This is a genomic window from Superficieibacter sp. 1612_C1, from assembly GCF_015234305.1.
Taxonomy (GTDB): domain Bacteria; phylum Pseudomonadota; class Gammaproteobacteria; order Enterobacterales; family Enterobacteriaceae; genus Superficieibacter.
The window spans coordinates 450,081-466,805 of record NZ_JADGMI010000001.1 but is presented as its reverse complement, the minus strand read 5'-3'; the positions used below and the strand labels follow the sequence as shown (position 1 = coordinate 466,805).

Sequence of the window (16,725 nt, the reverse complement as noted above, 5' to 3'; positions counted from 1 at the left end):
ACTATTGCTTTTTTTCCGGCGCGATCAATTTCCTGCTCAGGAAATTGAGGGAACACTATTATCTAAAATAAAGAGTTTATTATGTCTCAATTAAAAATTGCCGTTAGCCGTGCCTGCCCTGACTGTTTTTGTACCCAGCGCGATATTGTCAATACTACTGAAACCCACTTTATTAATGTTGCTGCCGTAGTTTTAACCATCGACGAGGTAGAAGCGGGGAAACTTGATGAGATCGACGCTACCGGTTATCACCTCCCGGTATTTATTGCCATAAATAACGATGAACGGGTGCCGGCAGAATATCTGGCACGCATTCAGGGTGTATTTGAATACGATGAAACCCGCAATGACTACTATGGTCGCCAGCTCGAAGCCGCCGCGCAAAAATATGAAACGCAACTGCGCCCGCCCTTCTTCCGTGCCCTGGTAGACTACGTGAACCAGGGCAACAGCGCCTTTGACTGCCCCGGTCATCAGGGTGGCGAATTTTTCCGCCGCCATCCGGCGGGCAACCAGTTTGTCGAATTCTTTGGCGAAACGCTGTTCCGCTCGGATCTCTGTAATGCCGATGTGGCGATGGGCGATTTATTGATCCACGAAGGCGCACCCTGCGCGGCGCAACAGCATGCGGCCAGCGTGTATAACGCCGATAAAACCTATTTCGTCCTCAACGGTACCTCATCGGCAAACAAAGTGGTGCTGAATGCATTACTAACGCCGGGGGATTTGGTGCTGTTCGACCGCAATAACCATAAATCGAACCATCATGGTGCCCTGTTGCAGGCAGGCGCAACGCCGGTGTATCTCGAAACCGCCCGTAATCCGTATGGCTTTATCGGCGGCATCGATGCGCACTGTTTTGAAGAACGCTACCTGCGCGAGCTGATCGCCGAAGTCGCGCCGCAGCACGCCCGTGACGCGCGACCATTCCGCCTGGCGGTGATCCAGTTGGGCACCTACGACGGCACCATTTATAACGCCCGTCAGGTGGTGGATAAAATTGGTCATCTTTGCGACTACATCCTGTTCGACTCCGCGTGGGTCGGGTATGAGCAATTTATCCCGATGATGGCGGACTGCTCGCCGCTGCTGCTGGAGCTGAATGAAAACGATCCGGGTATTCTGGTGACCCAATCGGTGCATAAACAGCAGGCCGGCTTCTCCCAGACGTCACAAATCCATAAAAAGGACCGCCACATTAAAGGCCAGCCGCGCTACGTTCCGCATAAACGCCTGAATAACGCCTTTATGATGCACGCCTCCACCAGCCCGTTTTATCCGCTCTTTGCCGCCCTGGACATTAATGCACAGATGCACGAGGGCCAGTGCGGACGAAATATGTGGATGGACTGCGTAACCCAGGGGATCGACGCGCGCAAGCTGATCCTCGAAAACTGTCAGCATATTCGCCCGTTCGTGCCTGAACAGGTAGATGGAAAAGCGTGGCAACACTGGCCGACCTCCGACATTGCCTGCGACCTGCGTTTCTTCCACTTTGTGCCGGGCGAACACTGGCACGCCTTTGAGGGGTACGCCGACCACCAATATTTTGTAGATCCCTGCAAACTGCTGCTGACCACGCCTGGCATCAACACCGCCAGCGGCGAGTACGAGTCGTTCGGCGTGCCCGCCACGATTCTCGCCAACTTCCTGCGTGAAAATGGCGTTGTGCCGGAAAAATGCGATCTCAACTCCATTTTGTTCCTGCTGACCCCGGCGGAGGACATGGCCAAGCTACAACAGCTGGTGGCGTTGTTAGTACGTTTTGAAAAATTGCTGGAGACCGACGCGCCGTTACGAGAGGTGCTGCCGTCACTGTATCGTCAGTATCAGGATCGCTACGCGGATTATTCTCTGCGCCAGCTTTGCCAGGAAATGCACGACCTCTACGCCCGGCATAATGTGAAGCAGCTGCAAAAAGAGATGTTCCGCAAGGCGCATTTCCCGCGCGTCAGCCTGAATCCTCAGGAAGCCAACTACGCCTACCTTCGCGGTCAGGTTGAACTGGTGCGCTTGCAGGACGCTGAAGGTCGCATTGCGGCAGAAGGTGCGCTCCCTTACCCGCCGGGCGTGCTGTGCGTCGTGCCGGGGGAGATCTGGGGTGGCGCGGTGTTGCGTTACTTCAGCGCGCTCGAAGAAGGCATTAATCTTCTGCCGGGTTTTGCGCCGGAATTACAGGGCGTCTATATCCAGGAGCAGGATGGCCGCAAACAGGTGTGGTGCAACGTCATTACGCCGGAGAAAGCCTCCTCCACGCTGCTGAAAGGAGAACAATTATGAGCAAGTCCAATAAAATGGGCGTGGTCCAGCTCACCATTTTGACGATGGTCAACATGATGGGTTCCGGGATCATTATGCTGCCGACCAAACTGGCCGAGGTGGGCACCATTTCGATTATCTCCTGGCTGGTCACCGCCGTTGGCTCCATGGCGCTGGCGTGGGCCTTCGCCAAATGCGGGATGTTCAGCCGCAAATCCGGCGGGATGGGCGGCTATGCCGAGTATGCCTTCGGCAAGTCCGGCAACTTTATGGCCAACTATACCTACGGTGTGTCGCTGCTGATTGCCAACGTCGCGATTGCCATTTCGGCAGTGGGTTACGGTACTGAGCTGCTGGGATTATCCCTCAGCCCGGTGCAGATTGGCCTGGCAACCATCGGCGTGTTATGGATTTGTACGGTAGCCAATTTCGGCGGCGCGCGCATCACCGGGCAGATTAGTAGCATCACCGTCTGGGGGGTGATTATCCCGGTGGTAGGGTTGTGCCTGATTGGCTGGTTCTGGTTCAGCCCATCGCTGTACGCGGCGTCGTGGAATCCGCATAACGTGCCGTTCTTCAGCGCGGTGGGGTCCTCCATCGCCATGACGCTGTGGGCGTTTCTCGGGCTGGAATCCGCCTGTGCGAATACCGACGTCGTGGAAAATCCGGAGCGTAACGTGCCTATTGCCGTTCTCGGCGGTACGCTTGGCGCGGCGGTGATTTACATCGTCTCGACCAACGTGATTGCCGGGATTGTGCCGAATATGGATCTCGCCCACTCCACCGCCCCGTTCGGCGTGGCGTTTGCCCAGATGTTTACGCCAGGCGTCGGTAAAATCATCATGGGACTAATGGTGATGTCGTGCTGCGGCTCCCTGCTCGGCTGGCAGTTTACCATTGCTCAGGTGTTTAAATCCTCTGCCGACGAAGGCTATTTCCCGAAGATCTTCTCGCGCCTCAGTAAAGCCGACGCGCCGATTCAGGGGATGCTGGCGATTGTGATTTTCCAGAGCGGACTGTCACTGATGACTATCAGCCCGTCGCTGAACAGTCAGTTTAATGTGCTGGTCAATCTGGCGGTGGTGACCAATATCATCCCCTATATCCTGTCGATGGCGGCGCTGGTGATTATTCAGAAGGTCGCGAAAGTCGATCCGCGTAAGGCAAAGGCGGCAAACGTGGTGGCATTTATCGGCGCGGTGTATAGCTTTTACGCGCTCTACTCCTCGGGAGAGGAAGCGATGCTGTACGGTGCGATAGTTACCTTTATGGGCTGGACGCTGTACGGTCTGGTGTCGCCGAGGTTTGAACTGAAGAATAAGCACGGGTAAGGGGATGAAGAGGAAAGGCTCCTGCGGGAGCCTTTACGGTTGGTGAAGAACCTGGTTTTGCGAGTATGTGCGCCGCTTTGCCGGGTGGCGGCTTCGCCTTACCCGGCCTACGAAAACCCAACGATATCAATATGTTATTCAATTCCCGTCGATTTACGAAAACCATCAATATCAACACGTTATTCGCAATCCGTAGGCCTGTGCAAGCGAAGCGCCGCCAGGCATAAGTGCACGGCATAACGTTTGTCAGCCGTCTGAATGCTTCCCGGAGGGAGGCCCAACCCGGTGGTCGCCCCGATATCCACGGACGGTTACCATAACGCAAAACGCCTCCCGCAGGAGGCGTTACGGTAAACAGACCCGTCAGGCGTTCTTCAGTACTTCGCTGACAATCTCTACCGCTTCTTTTTCAATGCGCTTACGGTGTTCTTCACCCAGGAAACTTTCACAATAGATTTTGTAAGCATCTTCGGTACCAGACGGACGGGCGGCGAACCAGCCATTGTCAGTCATCACTTTCAGACCACCAATCGCTGCGCCGTTGCCCGGTGCCGCGGTTAAACGCGCGGTGATCGGGTCGCCTGCAAGGGTGTCGGCACTGACCATCTCCGGAGAGAGTTTAGACAGCGCGGCTTTCTGTGCTGACGTGGCGCTCGCGCCCAGACGGTTGTAGCTCGGCGCACCAAAGCGTGCGGCCAGCTCGTCATAATGCTGCTGCGGGTTTTTCCCGGTAACGGCGGTGATTTCTGCCGCCAGCAGGCACATGATGATGCCATCTTTGTCTGTCGACCACGGGGTGCCGTCGAAACGCAGGAACGAAGCCCCCGCACTCTCTTCACCGCCGAAGCCGAAGCTGCCGTCAAACAGACCGTCAACAAACCATTTAAAGCCTACCGGCACTTCCACCAGCTTACGGCCCAGATCGTTCACCACACGGTCAATCATCGCTGACGACACCAGTGTTTTACCGACCGCAACGTCTTTGCCCCACTGCGGGCGATGCTGGAACAGGTAGTTGATCGCCACCGCCAGATAGTGATTAGGATTCATCAGACCGGCGGGGGTCACAATCCCGTGGCGGTCATAATCCGGGTCGTTAGCAAACTCCAGATCGAATTTATCACGTAGCGCCAGCAGCCCCGCCATCGCAGATTCCGAAGAGCAGTCCATACGGATCACTTCGTCTTTATCCAGATGCATAAAGCGGAACGTCTGATCGACATGATCGTTCACGATGGTCAGGTTGAGCTTGTAATAGTCAGCGATGCGTTTCCAGTATTCGATACCGGAACCACCCAGCGGATCGACACCCAGCGTCAGGCCCGCTTTCTGGATCGCCGCCATATCGACGATCTCAGCTAGCCCTTCGACAAACGGCTGCACCAGATCCTGCTCTTTCACATGACCTGACGCCAGCGCGGCATCCAGAGCCAGACGCTTCACGCCTTTCAGACCGTCTGCCAGCAGCGCGTTAGCACGATCTTCCACCACTTTGGTGACGTTAGTATCGGCCGGACCACCGTTTGGCGGATTGTATTTGATGCCGCCATCTTCCGGCGGGTTGTGCGACGGCGTGATGACGATGCCGTCAGCCTGTGCGCCGCCTTTTTTGTTATGCACCAGAATGGCGTTTGAAACCGCAGGCGTCGGGGTGAAGCCGTTGTTCTCCTGGACAATCATGTCCACGCCGTTGGCGGCAAGCACTTCCACAACGGAAATAAATGCCGGTTCTGACAGCGCGTGAGTATCTTTACCAACGTAGCAAGGACCGGTGATGCCGTTTTTCGCACGCTCTTCGGCAATCGCCTGCGCAATCGCCAGAATATGCGGCTCGTTAAAGCTGTGGCGCGCTGCGCTACCACGGTGGCCGGAGGTACCGAACTTAACGGCGTGTTCCGGATTGCCCGCTTCCGGTTTCAGGACATAATACTGAGACGTCAGCTGAGCGACGTTGATCAAATCACGTTGTTGTGCAGGCTGACCCGCACGATTGTGAACTGCCATTGCCTGATCCTTCTGATGCAAGGGTTAAATAGTGCCGCAAACCTTTTCAATCAGTTCCGCCGGGAACTGCATTGATTGCATGATGTGTTCAATCATGCCGCATTTACGACCGGTATTGGTATTAGTAATCACCCAGTATGGGGTATCCGGCACCTGTTTCGGTTTAGTCTGATTACCGCTTTGTAACAGCGTTTGTTCGTCAGCCGCAAAATACACGCGGGTACGTCCGTGCAGTGACTCGGTGGCTTCGGCAAACGCCGTGTTATCCAGTGAATACAGTGTAGACAGGATCAGCATGAAGCGGTTTACCGCCTTGCGCTGTTCGGCATATTCATCAGACAACAGCAGCTCACGCATCGCGCGGACGTTATCTTTAGGGGTATTAACCGGTTTTTTCTCAACCACCGGAGCGGGTGCACTCACCGCTTTACTTACCGGCGTGGCAGGCTGTGATGCGGCGGAAAATTTCAGTATGCGCCGTAAAATGTCGGACGCGCTCTCACCAATGTGCTGAGTGTGGCTGGCAATATAGCGATAGAGCTCATCATCAACTTCGATCGTTTTCATCTTGATCCAGTACGATATTTTTAAGTACAAGTTATTGAGATTATAAGGGCAAATCTCAACTGCGGATAGCGTCAAGCCTGGATGACCGCAAAAGTCCGGAAACTTCTGAAAGCTTGCAGCCCGGCGGCAGAATGTTCACCATAATACCTTAACCTGCCAGAGCGAAAAAAAGATCTTTGCCATGAAATTAAATACCCGTACGCAATCTGCACAACATTCGTCTGATGCTTCACCCATCGTACTCGTTCACGGGCTGTTCGGCAGCCTTGATAATCTGGGCATCCTCGCCCGCGATCTGGTCAGCGATTACGACATCCTTCAGGTAGATATGCGCAATCATGGTCTCTCGCCCCGCGCCCCGGAGATGACTTATTCCGCGATGGCGCAGGATCTGCGGGATACGCTGGATGAACATGGGATCGAGAAAGCCACCTTTATAGGTCATTCCATGGGCGGTAAAGCCGTCATGGCCCTGACCGCGCTGGCGGCAGAGCGGATTGACGGACTTGTCGCCATCGATATTGCGCCAGTGGATTACGCCGTGCGTCGCCACGATGAAATCTTTGCCGCGATTAATGCCGTTACCGACGCGGGCAGCACCACGCGTCAACAGGCGGCTGCGGTGATGCGCGAACACCTTAGTGAAGAAGGCGTGATCCAGTTTTTACTGAAATCGTTTGTCGACGGCGAATGGCGTTTCAACGTGCCGGTACTGTGGGAACAATATCCGCACATTGTCGGCTGGGACCCGGTCCCGGCCTGGGATCGCCCGGCGCTGTTTATTCCCGGCGGCAATTCGCCCTACGTCACCGAAGCATACCGTGAGCCACTGCTGGCACAATTTCCGCAGGCGAAGGCGCATGTGATTGCCGGGGCGGGCCACTGGGTACATGCAGAAAAACCGGAGGCGGTATTGCGGGCGATCCGCCGCTATCTGGCCGAACGCGCCTGATTAAAAATCCAACGTCCGCACGCCAGATTGCCCGCGGGCGTTGGCGTGCTTCCTGCACTGATGTATGATGGCGCGCTACCCAACCGGGCAATGGCCCGGCTGCTTGTTTCCCCGAAGTCACTCTTAATCATGGCAAAAGAACAAACGGACCGTACGACAATAGATCTGTTCGCGAATGAGCGTCGCCCGGGAAGACCCAAAACCAATCCCCTTGCGCGTGATGAACAGTTACGCATCAACAAGCGCAATCAGTTAAAACGCGACAAAGTACGCGGCCTGAAGCGCGTTGAGTTAAAACTCAACGCTGACGCGGTTGATGCCCTCAACGAACTGGCGGATGCGCGCCAGATCAGCCGCAGTGAGCTGATCGAAGAGATTTTACTCAGCCAGCTCGCGCAGTTGCACGGGCAGGATATTGTCTGAAAAAGCACCCAATCCCCCTTTTCATGTAGCAGAGAGTGCAGTCGGGCGTGATTGCTATTTCCGCGTACTTCTCTGTTCTGCTATGATTGCCCTTATCCGTGTGCAATACGCCACCACCATATCAATAAGTATCAAGAGGTTATTTTACTCATGGCAATCACAGGCATCTTTTTCGGCAGCGATACCGGCAATACCGAAAATATCGCGAAGATGATTCAAAAGCAGCTAGGTAAGGATGTCGCCGATGTGCATGACATTGCCAAAAGCAGCAAAGAAGATCTCGCGGGCTACGATATTCTGCTGCTGGGCATTCCTACCTGGTACTACGGTGAAGCACAATGTGACTGGGACGACTTCTTCCCGACGCTGGAAGAGGTAGACTTCAATGGTAAGCTGGTGGCGCTGTTTGGCTGCGGCGACCAGGAAGATTATGCCGAGTACTTCTGTGACGCGTTAGGCACCATTCGCGATATCATTGAACCGCGCGGTGCAACAATTGTAGGTCACTGGCCAACGGCAGGTTATCACTTTGAAGCGTCAAAAGGCCTCGCTGATGACGATCACTTTGTCGGCCTGGCAATCGATGAAGACCGTCAGCCAGAACTGACAGCTGAACGCGTAGAGCAGTGGGTGAAGCAGATTTCTGAAGAGTTGCACCTGAACGATATCATCAACGCCTGATGCTGATATGACGCAACTTTCTGGTTGCGTCATACTGATAGATAAAAGCAATCAAAATAATTGCTACAATTTTTTAACTTTTCAGTACATATCTGTACAATAGCCACTGATTTAACGAGGTCAGTACCGCTTTGCGGGCCACCCCTCGTTTTAAACGCTAACTTTGTCTGATACTTGCAGTTTTCAATCAGGCATGGCAGTTCTATAATGAGAGGCATTATGAGCGATGCACTCTCTGTAAATACTTCCCTGTGGGGAGTGAATCTTATAGCAACAGGACAGATTCCGCATGACTGACAACAATACCGCATTAAAGAAAGCAGGCCTGAAAGTCACGCTTCCCCGGTTGAAAATCCTGGAAGTGCTTCAGGGACCTGACAATCATCACGTCAGCGCGGAAGATTTATACAAACGCCTCATTGACATGGGTGAAGAGATTGGTCTCGCCACCGTCTACCGCGTTCTGAACCAGTTTGACGATGCTGGCATTGTCACCCGCCACAATTTTGAGGGCGGAAAGTCCGTTTTCGAACTGACTCAGCAGCATCACCACGATCACCTGATTTGCCTCGACTGCGGCAAAGTGATTGAATTCAGCGATGACTCGATTGAGTCCCGTCAGCGTGAGATCGCCGCTAAACACGGTATTCGTCTCACTAACCATAGCCTTTATCTGTATGGTCACTGTGCTGAAGGCGACTGCCGCGAAGACGATAATGCCCACGAAGGCGTGAGCAAGTAACGGCATCACAAGCCAGCCTCCCCGGCTGGCTTTTTTTATTCCCTTCCCCCGCCCGTATATTCAGATTTCATCAATACTTTTTACTCCTCAGCCTGGCTAGTATGCCCGCTTTCAGGCGCTATGCCTGTACGACAATGAAGTTGACAAGGATCGCGTCATGCAGCAACACCTCCCCCTTCAGAAGGCGCTTGCCCACATTCTGACTATTTTCGATGATGGCGCTAACAAACGTCGTTTACTGCGTCACAACTACCTGACGTTTCAGGCGGATACGATTTGTTTGCTGTATGCCGGTGATTATTCGCTTCTGCGTCGCCATGATGAGTTGCTGTTGACCCGAGCGCTGGCTCCCGGCATCGTCGGCCTGATCCTGCCCGATACGGCGGAACAGTTTGTCACGATCCGCGCAGACAGTGATTGTGACTATCAACTGGTCAGCCATGACGCTTTTTTTACGCAGATCGATAAGCAGCAGGCCCACCAGCAAATGCATACCCTCTTGCTGGCGCAGATTACGCGGCAATACCAGCGGGAAGAGCTACTTTTAGGCTACAGTAGTCTGGTTGCTGTTCAGGGGGCAATTGTGCTGCTTGATCGGCTTGAACCGGCGATCCGCGCCAGTACGAACGTTGCCGATTTCGTGGTTAAGTCGACTAACTTATCGCGGAGTATCGTCATGAAATCGATGGCCTTTTTGCGCCAGCAAAACGCGATTGAGATCAATAAAGGCAAGCTTACGCGAATTAACCATCTTCCTGATATCCATTAAAAAACCCGGCACGCTTGCGCGGCCGGGTTGGAAGAGTGTTGCCTGCATCAGAAGATGGTAAACGGCGCGATAACCATAAATTTCACATCGCGCTCATCCTGGAAGATGTTGCCGTATCCGCCACCGTAACTCGGAATATCGGAGTGGTTGTCATATTCGGTGAAGTGCAGTTTGAACATCGTTCCCTTCGCCCGGCCATCCTGAAGGGTGTAAACCGCATCCAGACTGTACGAGGACTCTTCAATGGTCCGGTCTTTATCGTAGTAAGCGTCCGGGTTAAGCTGCCAGGTTGAAGGCTTCGCATCCCAGGCGTACACATAGGAAGCGCCGACGTTCCAGCCTGGCAGATCCCAGTTTTTCAAATCATACATTGCACCAAAGAAAACGGCCTTTTCGCCATTGGCGTTAAAGTCAGAACGGTTATCCCACCAGATATCAAGACGTCCGTTTGAGGAAGCATAGGTTGGCGTCATACGTTGCAGAAAATACCCTTGCTGACCATCCGCTTTAACCCACGTGCCTTCCAGACGCAGATCGACGACCTCTGCCGCTTTATAGCCGAACGTCAGTGCCTGTAGCCAGGCTGTGCCATCGTAAATATCATTGCTGCCATGATCGTCAACTTTGTCGCGAGTCCCATAGAATTGATAGCTGGTGGTTAAAGGTGCACCAGCCACATTGAATTGATAGCTGGCTTTCGCAAAGTATTGATCGATGTAGCCTTCTGCCTGACCAAAAGCGGCTTCGAGGACCAGGTTATTTTTGAAATCGTACTTAGCGCCAATGGAATGCAGGTAATCGACATGGGTCTTCTGATCGTTTTGGTAAAAATGATCCATTTCGATGTGCCAGGGCGATTTGTATTCGTTGGTCCACATATACGAAAAGCTCAACGCACCCGCATCGCCATAGTCGAAATTCGCCCCGGCCTCAGCGCCCTGATAGGTGCCCGGCATAAAGCTCCAGTGCGGGGCCAGCAAGGTTTGCCCGGTTGGCTGAATATAACCCGCGCGCGCCCAGGCGGGTCCATATTTGAATTTTGCTGCCGCTTTATACAGGCTTATCCCGCTTTTATCGCCGGACCAGTCTTCATCATAGGCTTTGTTGCTTTTAGAAAAGGCAATTTCGTTCGGGTGTGCGCTGTCGCCATTTTCAGCCATTTCAATCGCCGTAAAGGCAGCAATATCAAGGCCGAACATATCGGCGGCATAGCCCGACTGGAAATCAAGGTTCGCGTTCCAGGTAGCATGAGAAAGGTTAACTTTGTACTTATCTTCATCAGTGACATCTTTACGGTCACGTTCACGCTGCCAGTAATAGATACCGCCAGTGAGGGTTGAATCGTCGAAAAATCCTTCGGCTTTGGCCTGCGGGGAAGCCATCAAACCAGACATTGCTGTGACGCCGGCAATAGCCAGCGCCAGCGTACTACGTTTGCCACTGAACGTACGCATGGAGTGATCCTCTTTGACTTTTAAAAACGCCGACTAAAGCGGCGATAAAAATAAAATTAAAAAGTGGCCAGCTAAAAATGTGACTGGCTACTGTAACTCAGAATATTTTTCGCGACGCGAATTATCAATCTTTTTTAGCGGGGAAAATGCAGGAGTATGACGAAGCGCACATAATTAATCGTATTTTGTAACAATTTCATGCGCCAAAATGAAAGTGTCACAAGGGCGATAACGCCGATTAAACAGTGCGTTAGATCTGATATTATTAAGAATGAAGATCACCGGCGATAAAGGATCAAAATCATTAATTCGCGTCGCGAATATATTTAGCTATGTGATTATTTTGCACATAGTGAAAATAAAAAACGCCGCAGAGCGCGGCGTTCAGACTGCTGACAAACGAGATACCGTGGAATGATGCCTGGCGGCGCAGTGCTTGCACAGGTCGACATATTGCCTTAACACGTTGATATTAATGGTTTTGTAGGCCGGGCAAGGCGAAGCCGCCACCCGGCAAAACGACATCAACGAGGCTGACATGGTCGCCAGCCATCTTAACCGAAGATCACTCGCCGATTTTAGCCCAGGTATCGCGCAGGCCGACGGTGCGGTTAAACACCAGCTTGTCTGCGGTTGCGTAGCGGCTGTCAAGGCAGAAGTAGCCTTCGCGTTCGAACTGATACGCCTTGCTTGCTTCAGCCGCTTTCAGCGATGGCTCGGCAAAGCCCTGTTTGATAACCAGTGACTCCGGGTTAATGACCGTCAGGAAATCATCCGCTGCACCTGGATTAGGCACGCTGAACAAACGGTCATACAGGCGAATTTCAACCGGCAGCGCGTGCGTTGCGCTTACCCAGTGAATTACCCCTTTTACCTTGCGGCCATCAGCCGGATCTTTGCTCAGCGTTTCGGCATCATAAGAGCAGAAGATGGTCGTAATGTTACCATCGGCGTCTTTTTCCACGTGCTCAGCTTTGATCACATAAGCATTACGCAGGCGCACTTCTTTACCGAGCACCAGGCGCTTGTACTGCTTGTTGGCCTCTTCGCGGAAGTCAGCGCGGTCGATCCAGATTTCACCGCTGAACGGCACTTCACGGCTGCCCATTTCCGGTTTGTTCGGATGGTTGGGCATGGTGACCATTTCGCTTTCACCCTGCGGGTAGTTTTCGATAACCAGTTTAACCGGATCGATAACGGCCATGGCACGCGGCGCGTTCTCGTTGAGATCTTCGCGAATGCAGGATTCCAGCGAGGCCATCTCAATGGTGTTGTCCTGTTTGGTCACGCCGATGCGCTTGCAGAACTCACGGATAGACGCCGCGGTGTAACCACGACGACGCAGGCCAGAGATGGTCGGCATACGCGGATCGTCCCAGCCCTCTACGTGCTTGTCGGTGACCAGCAGGTTGAGCTTACGCTTCGACATCACGGTATATTCCAGATTCAGGCGCGAGAATTCGTACTGGCGCGGGTGAACCGGAATGGTGATGTTGTCCAGCACCCAGTCATACAGGCGACGGTTGTCCTGGAATTCCAGCGTACACAACGAGTGGGTAATACCTTCCAGCGCATCGCTGATGCAGTGGGTGAAGTCGTACATCGGGTAGATGCACCACTTGCTGCCGGTCTGGTGGTGATCGGCAAATTTAATGCGATAGATAACCGGATCGCGCATCACGATAAAGGGCGATGCCATATCGATCCTGGCACGCAGGCAGGCTTTACCTTCCTCAAAACCACCGCTGCGCATTTTTTCAAACAGCGCGAGGTTCTCTTCCACGCTGCGATCGCGATACGGGCTGTTTTTGCCTGGTGCTTTCAGCGTGCCGCGGTACTCGCGGATTTCATCAGGCGAGAGTTCATCAACGTACGCCAGACCTTTATTAATCAGCTCGATCGCATACTGATGCAGCTGGTCGAAATAGTTAGAGGAGTAGCGGATGTCGCCCGACCAGTGAAAACCTAACCACTGCACGTCGTTTTTAATCGACTCAACGTATTCGATGTCTTCTTTCGCCGGGTTGGTGTCATCGAAACGCAGGTTGCACTGGCCCTGGTAATCCTGGGCGATGCCAAAATTCAGACAAATCGATTTTGCATGTCCAATATGCAGGTAGCCGTTCGGCTCCGGCGGAAAACGGGTATGCACGGTAGTGTGCTTACCGCTGGTCAGATCTTCATCAATGATCTGACGAATAAAGTTAGTCGGGCGGGCTTCTGCCTCACTCATCTTGGGTTCCTCAAAGCGTAAACAACAGATAACGGGGTATGATCTTATAAGCCAGTGCCAGAGACAACCATTAGTTGCGGAAATTACGGTTCGGATGAGAATTATGGGGATGAACGGCGCAAAAAAAAGCGGCGGAGGTCGCCCCCGCCGCTTCCGTCATCACAATGATGTGGTCAGATTATTTGCTTTTGATCTCATACAGCGGCGTCTGCCCCGCGACGACATGGCCTGTCGCCTGAAGCACCAGCGCGCTATAGTCGTCGCTGTTGCTACACACCACCGGGCTAATCATCGAACGCGCGTTGGCGTTGAGGAAGTCCAGATCCAGTTCGAGAACCGGCTGCCCCGCCACCACTTTCGCGCCCTCTTCTACCAGACGCGTAAAGCCCTTGCCGCCCAGCGCCACGGTATCAATGCCCATATGGACTACAATTTCCGCGCCGTTTTCTGTTTCCAGACAGAAGGCATGGTTGGTGTTGAAGATTTTGACAACAGTCCCCGCCGCCGGTGCAACCACGGTTTTATCCGTCGGTTTCACCGCCACGCCGTCACCAACCGCTTTGCTGGCGAAGGCTTCATCAGGCACCGCGTCCAGCGCGACAATTTCACCGGTAATTGGCGAAACCAGTTCGGCTATTACTCTGGCATTGGGTACGGCCTGTGGCTTCGCCGCGACAGGGGCAGCCGCCACCGGAGAGACAGAACCTGTCGCCGCCGGTACCGGACCACGCGCCACCACGCGTTTCATCACGTCGCCGATGGATTCCGCTTTTGCTCCCACGATGACCTGAATAGTCTGTTTGTTCAGTTTCACCACCCCAGAAGCGCCGAGGCGTTTGCACATGGCATCATTCACCAGCGCAGAGTCCGCAACGCTCAGACGCAGACGCGTAATACAGGCATCGATGGCTTTCAGGTTATCTGTACCGCCAACCGCAGCGATATAGTTAGTCGCCAGTTGGGTTAAGCCCTCTTCGGTATTGCTGTTGGCTTCTTCTTTTACGATATTGACTTCTTCATCTTCACGGCCCGGCGTTTTCAGGTTGAACATGCGGATCACAAAGCTGAACACCACAAAGTAGATAGCGAAGAAAATCAGACCCATCACCACCAGCATCCAGACGTTGCTGCTGGCCGCTGGCAGGTTATACATCAACGCGTAGTCGATGGCACCGGCAGAGAAGGAGAACCCGGCATGGATATTCAGCGCGGTCGCCACAAACAAGCTGATCCCGGTCAGCAGCGCGTGCAGGAGATACAGCAGCGGCGCGAGGAACATGAACAGGAATTCCAGCGGCTCGGTAACGCCGGTGAGGAACGCCGTAATGGCGACCGACAGCAGCATGCCGCCGACCATCGGACGACGCGCTTTCGGCGCGGCGAAGTACATCGCCAGCGCAGCACCCGGCAGACCGAACATCATGATCGGGAAGAAGCCGGACATAAACATCCCGGCAGTACCGTCACCCGCGTAGAAACGGTTGATGTCGCCATGGAAGACCACGCCTGCGGTATTGGTAAACTCGCCAATCTGGAACCAGGCAATGGTATTCAACACCTGATGCAGGCCCGTGGGGATCAGCAGACGGTTGATGAAGCCAAAAATACCGGAACCCAGTGCGCCAGCAGAAACAATCCATTCACCACCAGAATGAATTGCGTGCTGCACCGGCGGCCAGACGTAGCCGAAAACCGCCGCCAGGATCAGACAGAAGAATCCGGTGGCGATCGGCACAAAGCGTTTGCCACCAAAGAAGCTCAGGAAGTCAGGGAGTTTGATATCCGCCCAGCGGTTATAGACCGCACCGCCCACTAAACCGGTAATGATACCGGCCAGCACACCCATATTAATTTCCGGGTTAATCGTGACCATCGCTCTGGTCAACACGAAGTAACCCACAGCGCCTGCCAGCGCCGCTGCCCCCGCGCTGTCTTTAGACCAGCTTGACGCAACACCGATGGCAAAGATTAACGCCAGGTTGTCAAAAATTGCGCCGCCCGCCTGGGCGATAAACGGCACATTAAGCAGATCGGGTTGACCGAAGCGCAACAGCAGCGCCGCGACCGGTAGTACAGCGATAGGGAGCTGTAACGCCCTGCCCAACCGCTGAAAAAAGCCTAAAACGTTCATTGTCATTCCCCCTGAGAAACCCTGATAAGGCTCGTTTAAGACAGCCTTTTTATTGTGAGACAACTGCTGCAATCACTGATTGAATTCACACAGATGATGATTCTCTGCAAAATTAATTCGTATCGCAAATTAAATCCGTGTTTTTTGTGATTTTAATCACCAAATATCGTTTTCAACCCGGCATAATGCTGGTCATGCGGCAAAACTTATTTTACAATTCAAAAAATCAAGGCAGATTTACCCCGCTCAGTGACAAAGTGCATTACTCTTATCACTGCACAGACGCTCAATCTGCACACTTTTTTCTTATACTTTAGAGGTGAACAATGAGACTGATTCCACTGGCAACGGCTGAGCAGGTCGGAAAATGGGCGGCACGCCATATCGTTAACCGCATCAATGCCTTTAAACCGACCGCGGATCGTCCATTTATTCTTGGCCTGCCGACCGGCGGCACCCCGCTGACCGCTTATAAAGCGCTGGTTGCTATGCATAAAGCGGGCGAAGTCAGCTTCAAACATGTTGTGACCTTCAACATGGACGAATACGTTGGCCTGCCGAAAGAGCATCCGGAAAGCTACTACAGCTTTATGCACCATAACTTTTTCGATCACGTTGATATCCCGGCTGAAAACATCAACCTGCTGAATGGTAACGCGCCAGATATTGACGCAGAATGCCGTCGCTATGAAGATAAAATTCGCTCCTACGGTAAAATTCACCTGTTTATGGGTGGCGTGGGCAACGATGGTCACATTGCGTTTAACGAACCCGCCTCGTCTCTGGCATCGCGTACCCGTATTAAAACGCTGACCCATGACACTCGCGTGGCAAACTCTCGCTTCTTTGATAATGACGTTAACCAGGTGCCCAAATATGCCCTGACCGTGGGCGTCGGCACCCTGCTGGATGCCGAAGAAGTAATGATCCTGGTGCTGGGCGGTGTGAAAGCGCAGGCGTTGCAGGCGGCGGTCGAAGGTAACGTTAATCACATGTGGACCATCAGCTGCCTGCAACTGCATCCGAAAGCCATCGTGGTCTGTGACGAACCGTCTACCATGGAACTGAAAGTGAAGACCCTGAAATATTTCAACGAGCTGGAAGCTGAAAATATCAAAGGTCTGTAATATCCCACCGTCCTGCCCTCGTGCGCAGGACGGTTATTTTTCCCACCGGGGG

Annotated in this window: 13 protein-coding genes; 8 read left to right on the top strand and 5 right to left on the bottom strand. The window is 53.3% G+C overall.

Annotation, left to right across the window (positions count from 1 at the left end; translation table 11 throughout):
• Positions 1-81 precede the first annotated feature (81 nt).
• Positions 82-2,280, top strand: coding sequence for an ornithine decarboxylase SpeF (gene speF, locus INT84_RS02280; protein WP_194205465.1), 2,199 nt, complete (start codon positions 82-84; stop codon positions 2,278-2,280).
• Entirely contained in the window at positions 2,277-3,590 is a 1,314-nt protein-coding gene (gene potE, locus INT84_RS02275; protein ID WP_176917641.1) for a putrescine-ornithine antiporter, read from the top strand. The genes speF and potE overlap by 4 nt, the downstream gene beginning before the upstream one ends.
• A 363-nt stretch (positions 3,591-3,953) precedes the next feature.
• Here potE and pgm read toward each other — a convergent pair whose 3' ends face one another.
• Positions 3,954-5,594 carry a phosphoglucomutase (alpha-D-glucose-1,6-bisphosphate-dependent) gene (gene pgm / locus INT84_RS02270; RefSeq protein ID WP_194205464.1) on the bottom strand — a complete coding sequence of 547 codons (1,641 nt, stop codon included), beginning with the start codon at positions 5,592-5,594 and terminating at the stop codon, positions 3,954-3,956.
• A 24-nt stretch (positions 5,595-5,618) separates the two neighbouring features.
• Entirely contained in the window at positions 5,619-6,161 is a 543-nt protein-coding gene (gene seqA, locus INT84_RS02265) for a replication initiation negative regulator SeqA (protein WP_194205463.1), read from the bottom strand.
• A 181-nt stretch (positions 6,162-6,342) separates the two neighbouring features.
• Between seqA and ybfF the strand changes: the two genes are divergently transcribed.
• From ybfF to INT84_RS02240, 5 genes are all read left to right on the top strand, one after another.
• Positions 6,343-7,113 (top strand): esterase, encoded by a 771-nt coding sequence (gene ybfF / locus INT84_RS02260; RefSeq protein WP_194205462.1) that lies wholly within the window; start codon positions 6,343-6,345, stop codon positions 7,111-7,113.
• 129 nt (positions 7,114-7,242) lie between these two features.
• Positions 7,243-7,536: a LexA regulated protein gene (gene ybfE, locus INT84_RS02255; protein ID WP_176917699.1), complete on the top strand. Its 294-nt coding sequence runs from the start codon at positions 7,243-7,245 to the stop codon at positions 7,534-7,536.
• Between the two features lie 150 nt (positions 7,537-7,686).
• On the top strand, positions 7,687-8,217 hold the full coding sequence (gene fldA, locus INT84_RS02250) for a flavodoxin FldA (RefSeq protein WP_176917652.1): 531 nt from the start codon (positions 7,687-7,689) through the stop codon (positions 8,215-8,217).
• 289 nt (positions 8,218-8,506) lie between these two features.
• On the top strand, positions 8,507-8,959 hold the full coding sequence (fur, locus tag INT84_RS02245; RefSeq protein ID WP_176917653.1) for a ferric iron uptake transcriptional regulator: 453 nt from the start codon (positions 8,507-8,509) through the stop codon (positions 8,957-8,959).
• Between the two features lie 157 nt (positions 8,960-9,116).
• The gene (locus tag INT84_RS02240; protein WP_194205461.1) at positions 9,117-9,728 is read left to right on the top strand and encodes a helix-turn-helix domain-containing protein; all 612 of its coding nucleotides are present in this window, start codon (positions 9,117-9,119) and stop codon (positions 9,726-9,728) included.
• A gap of 47 nt (positions 9,729-9,775) precedes the next feature.
• Here INT84_RS02240 and chiP read toward each other — a convergent pair whose 3' ends face one another.
• The 3 genes from chiP to nagE form a co-directional block, all read right to left on the bottom strand.
• Positions 9,776-11,182 (bottom strand): chitoporin, encoded by a 1,407-nt coding sequence (chiP, locus tag INT84_RS02235; RefSeq protein ID WP_194205460.1) that lies wholly within the window; start codon positions 11,180-11,182, stop codon positions 9,776-9,778.
• Positions 11,183-11,747: 565 nt separating this feature from the next.
• Positions 11,748-13,415 (bottom strand): glutamine--tRNA ligase, encoded by a 1,668-nt coding sequence (gene glnS / locus INT84_RS02230; protein WP_194205459.1) that lies wholly within the window; start codon positions 13,413-13,415, stop codon positions 11,748-11,750.
• A gap of 178 nt (positions 13,416-13,593) precedes the next feature.
• Positions 13,594-15,546: a PTS N-acetyl glucosamine transporter subunit IIABC gene (gene nagE / locus INT84_RS02225; RefSeq protein WP_194205458.1), complete on the bottom strand. Its 1,953-nt coding sequence runs from the start codon at positions 15,544-15,546 to the stop codon at positions 13,594-13,596.
• Between the two features lie 326 nt (positions 15,547-15,872).
• Here nagE and nagB point away from each other — a divergent pair, with 326 nt between their 5' ends.
• Positions 15,873-16,673, top strand: a complete 801-nt coding sequence (gene nagB / locus INT84_RS02220) for a glucosamine-6-phosphate deaminase (protein WP_176917658.1) — start codon at positions 15,873-15,875, stop codon at positions 16,671-16,673.
• Positions 16,674-16,725: the final 52 nt, after the last annotated feature.

Coding starts and splice junctions, on each gene's coding strand:
- fur (WP_176917653.1), top strand. CDS start 8,507: ATGACTGACAACAATACCGCATTAAAGAAAGCAGGCCTGAAAGTCACG.
- pgm (WP_194205464.1), bottom strand. CDS start 5,594: ATGGCAGTTCACAATCGTGCGGGTCAGCCTGCACAACAACGTGATTTG.
- nagB (WP_176917658.1), top strand. CDS start 15,873: ATGAGACTGATTCCACTGGCAACGGCTGAGCAGGTCGGAAAATGGGCG.
- speF (WP_194205465.1), top strand. CDS start 82: ATGTCTCAATTAAAAATTGCCGTTAGCCGTGCCTGCCCTGACTGTTTT.
- INT84_RS02240 (WP_194205461.1), top strand. CDS start 9,117: ATGCAGCAACACCTCCCCCTTCAGAAGGCGCTTGCCCACATTCTGACT.
- ybfE (WP_176917699.1), top strand. CDS start 7,243: ATGGCAAAAGAACAAACGGACCGTACGACAATAGATCTGTTCGCGAAT.
- potE (WP_176917641.1), top strand. CDS start 2,277: ATGAGCAAGTCCAATAAAATGGGCGTGGTCCAGCTCACCATTTTGACG.
- seqA (WP_194205463.1), bottom strand. CDS start 6,161: ATGAAAACGATCGAAGTTGATGATGAGCTCTATCGCTATATTGCCAGC.
- chiP (WP_194205460.1), bottom strand. CDS start 11,182: ATGCGTACGTTCAGTGGCAAACGTAGTACGCTGGCGCTGGCTATTGCC.
- fldA (WP_176917652.1), top strand. CDS start 7,687: ATGGCAATCACAGGCATCTTTTTCGGCAGCGATACCGGCAATACCGAA.
- glnS (WP_194205459.1), bottom strand. CDS start 13,415: ATGAGTGAGGCAGAAGCCCGCCCGACTAACTTTATTCGTCAGATCATT.
- nagE (WP_194205458.1), bottom strand. CDS start 15,546: ATGAACGTTTTAGGCTTTTTTCAGCGGTTGGGCAGGGCGTTACAGCTC.
- ybfF (WP_194205462.1), top strand. CDS start 6,343: ATGAAATTAAATACCCGTACGCAATCTGCACAACATTCGTCTGATGCT.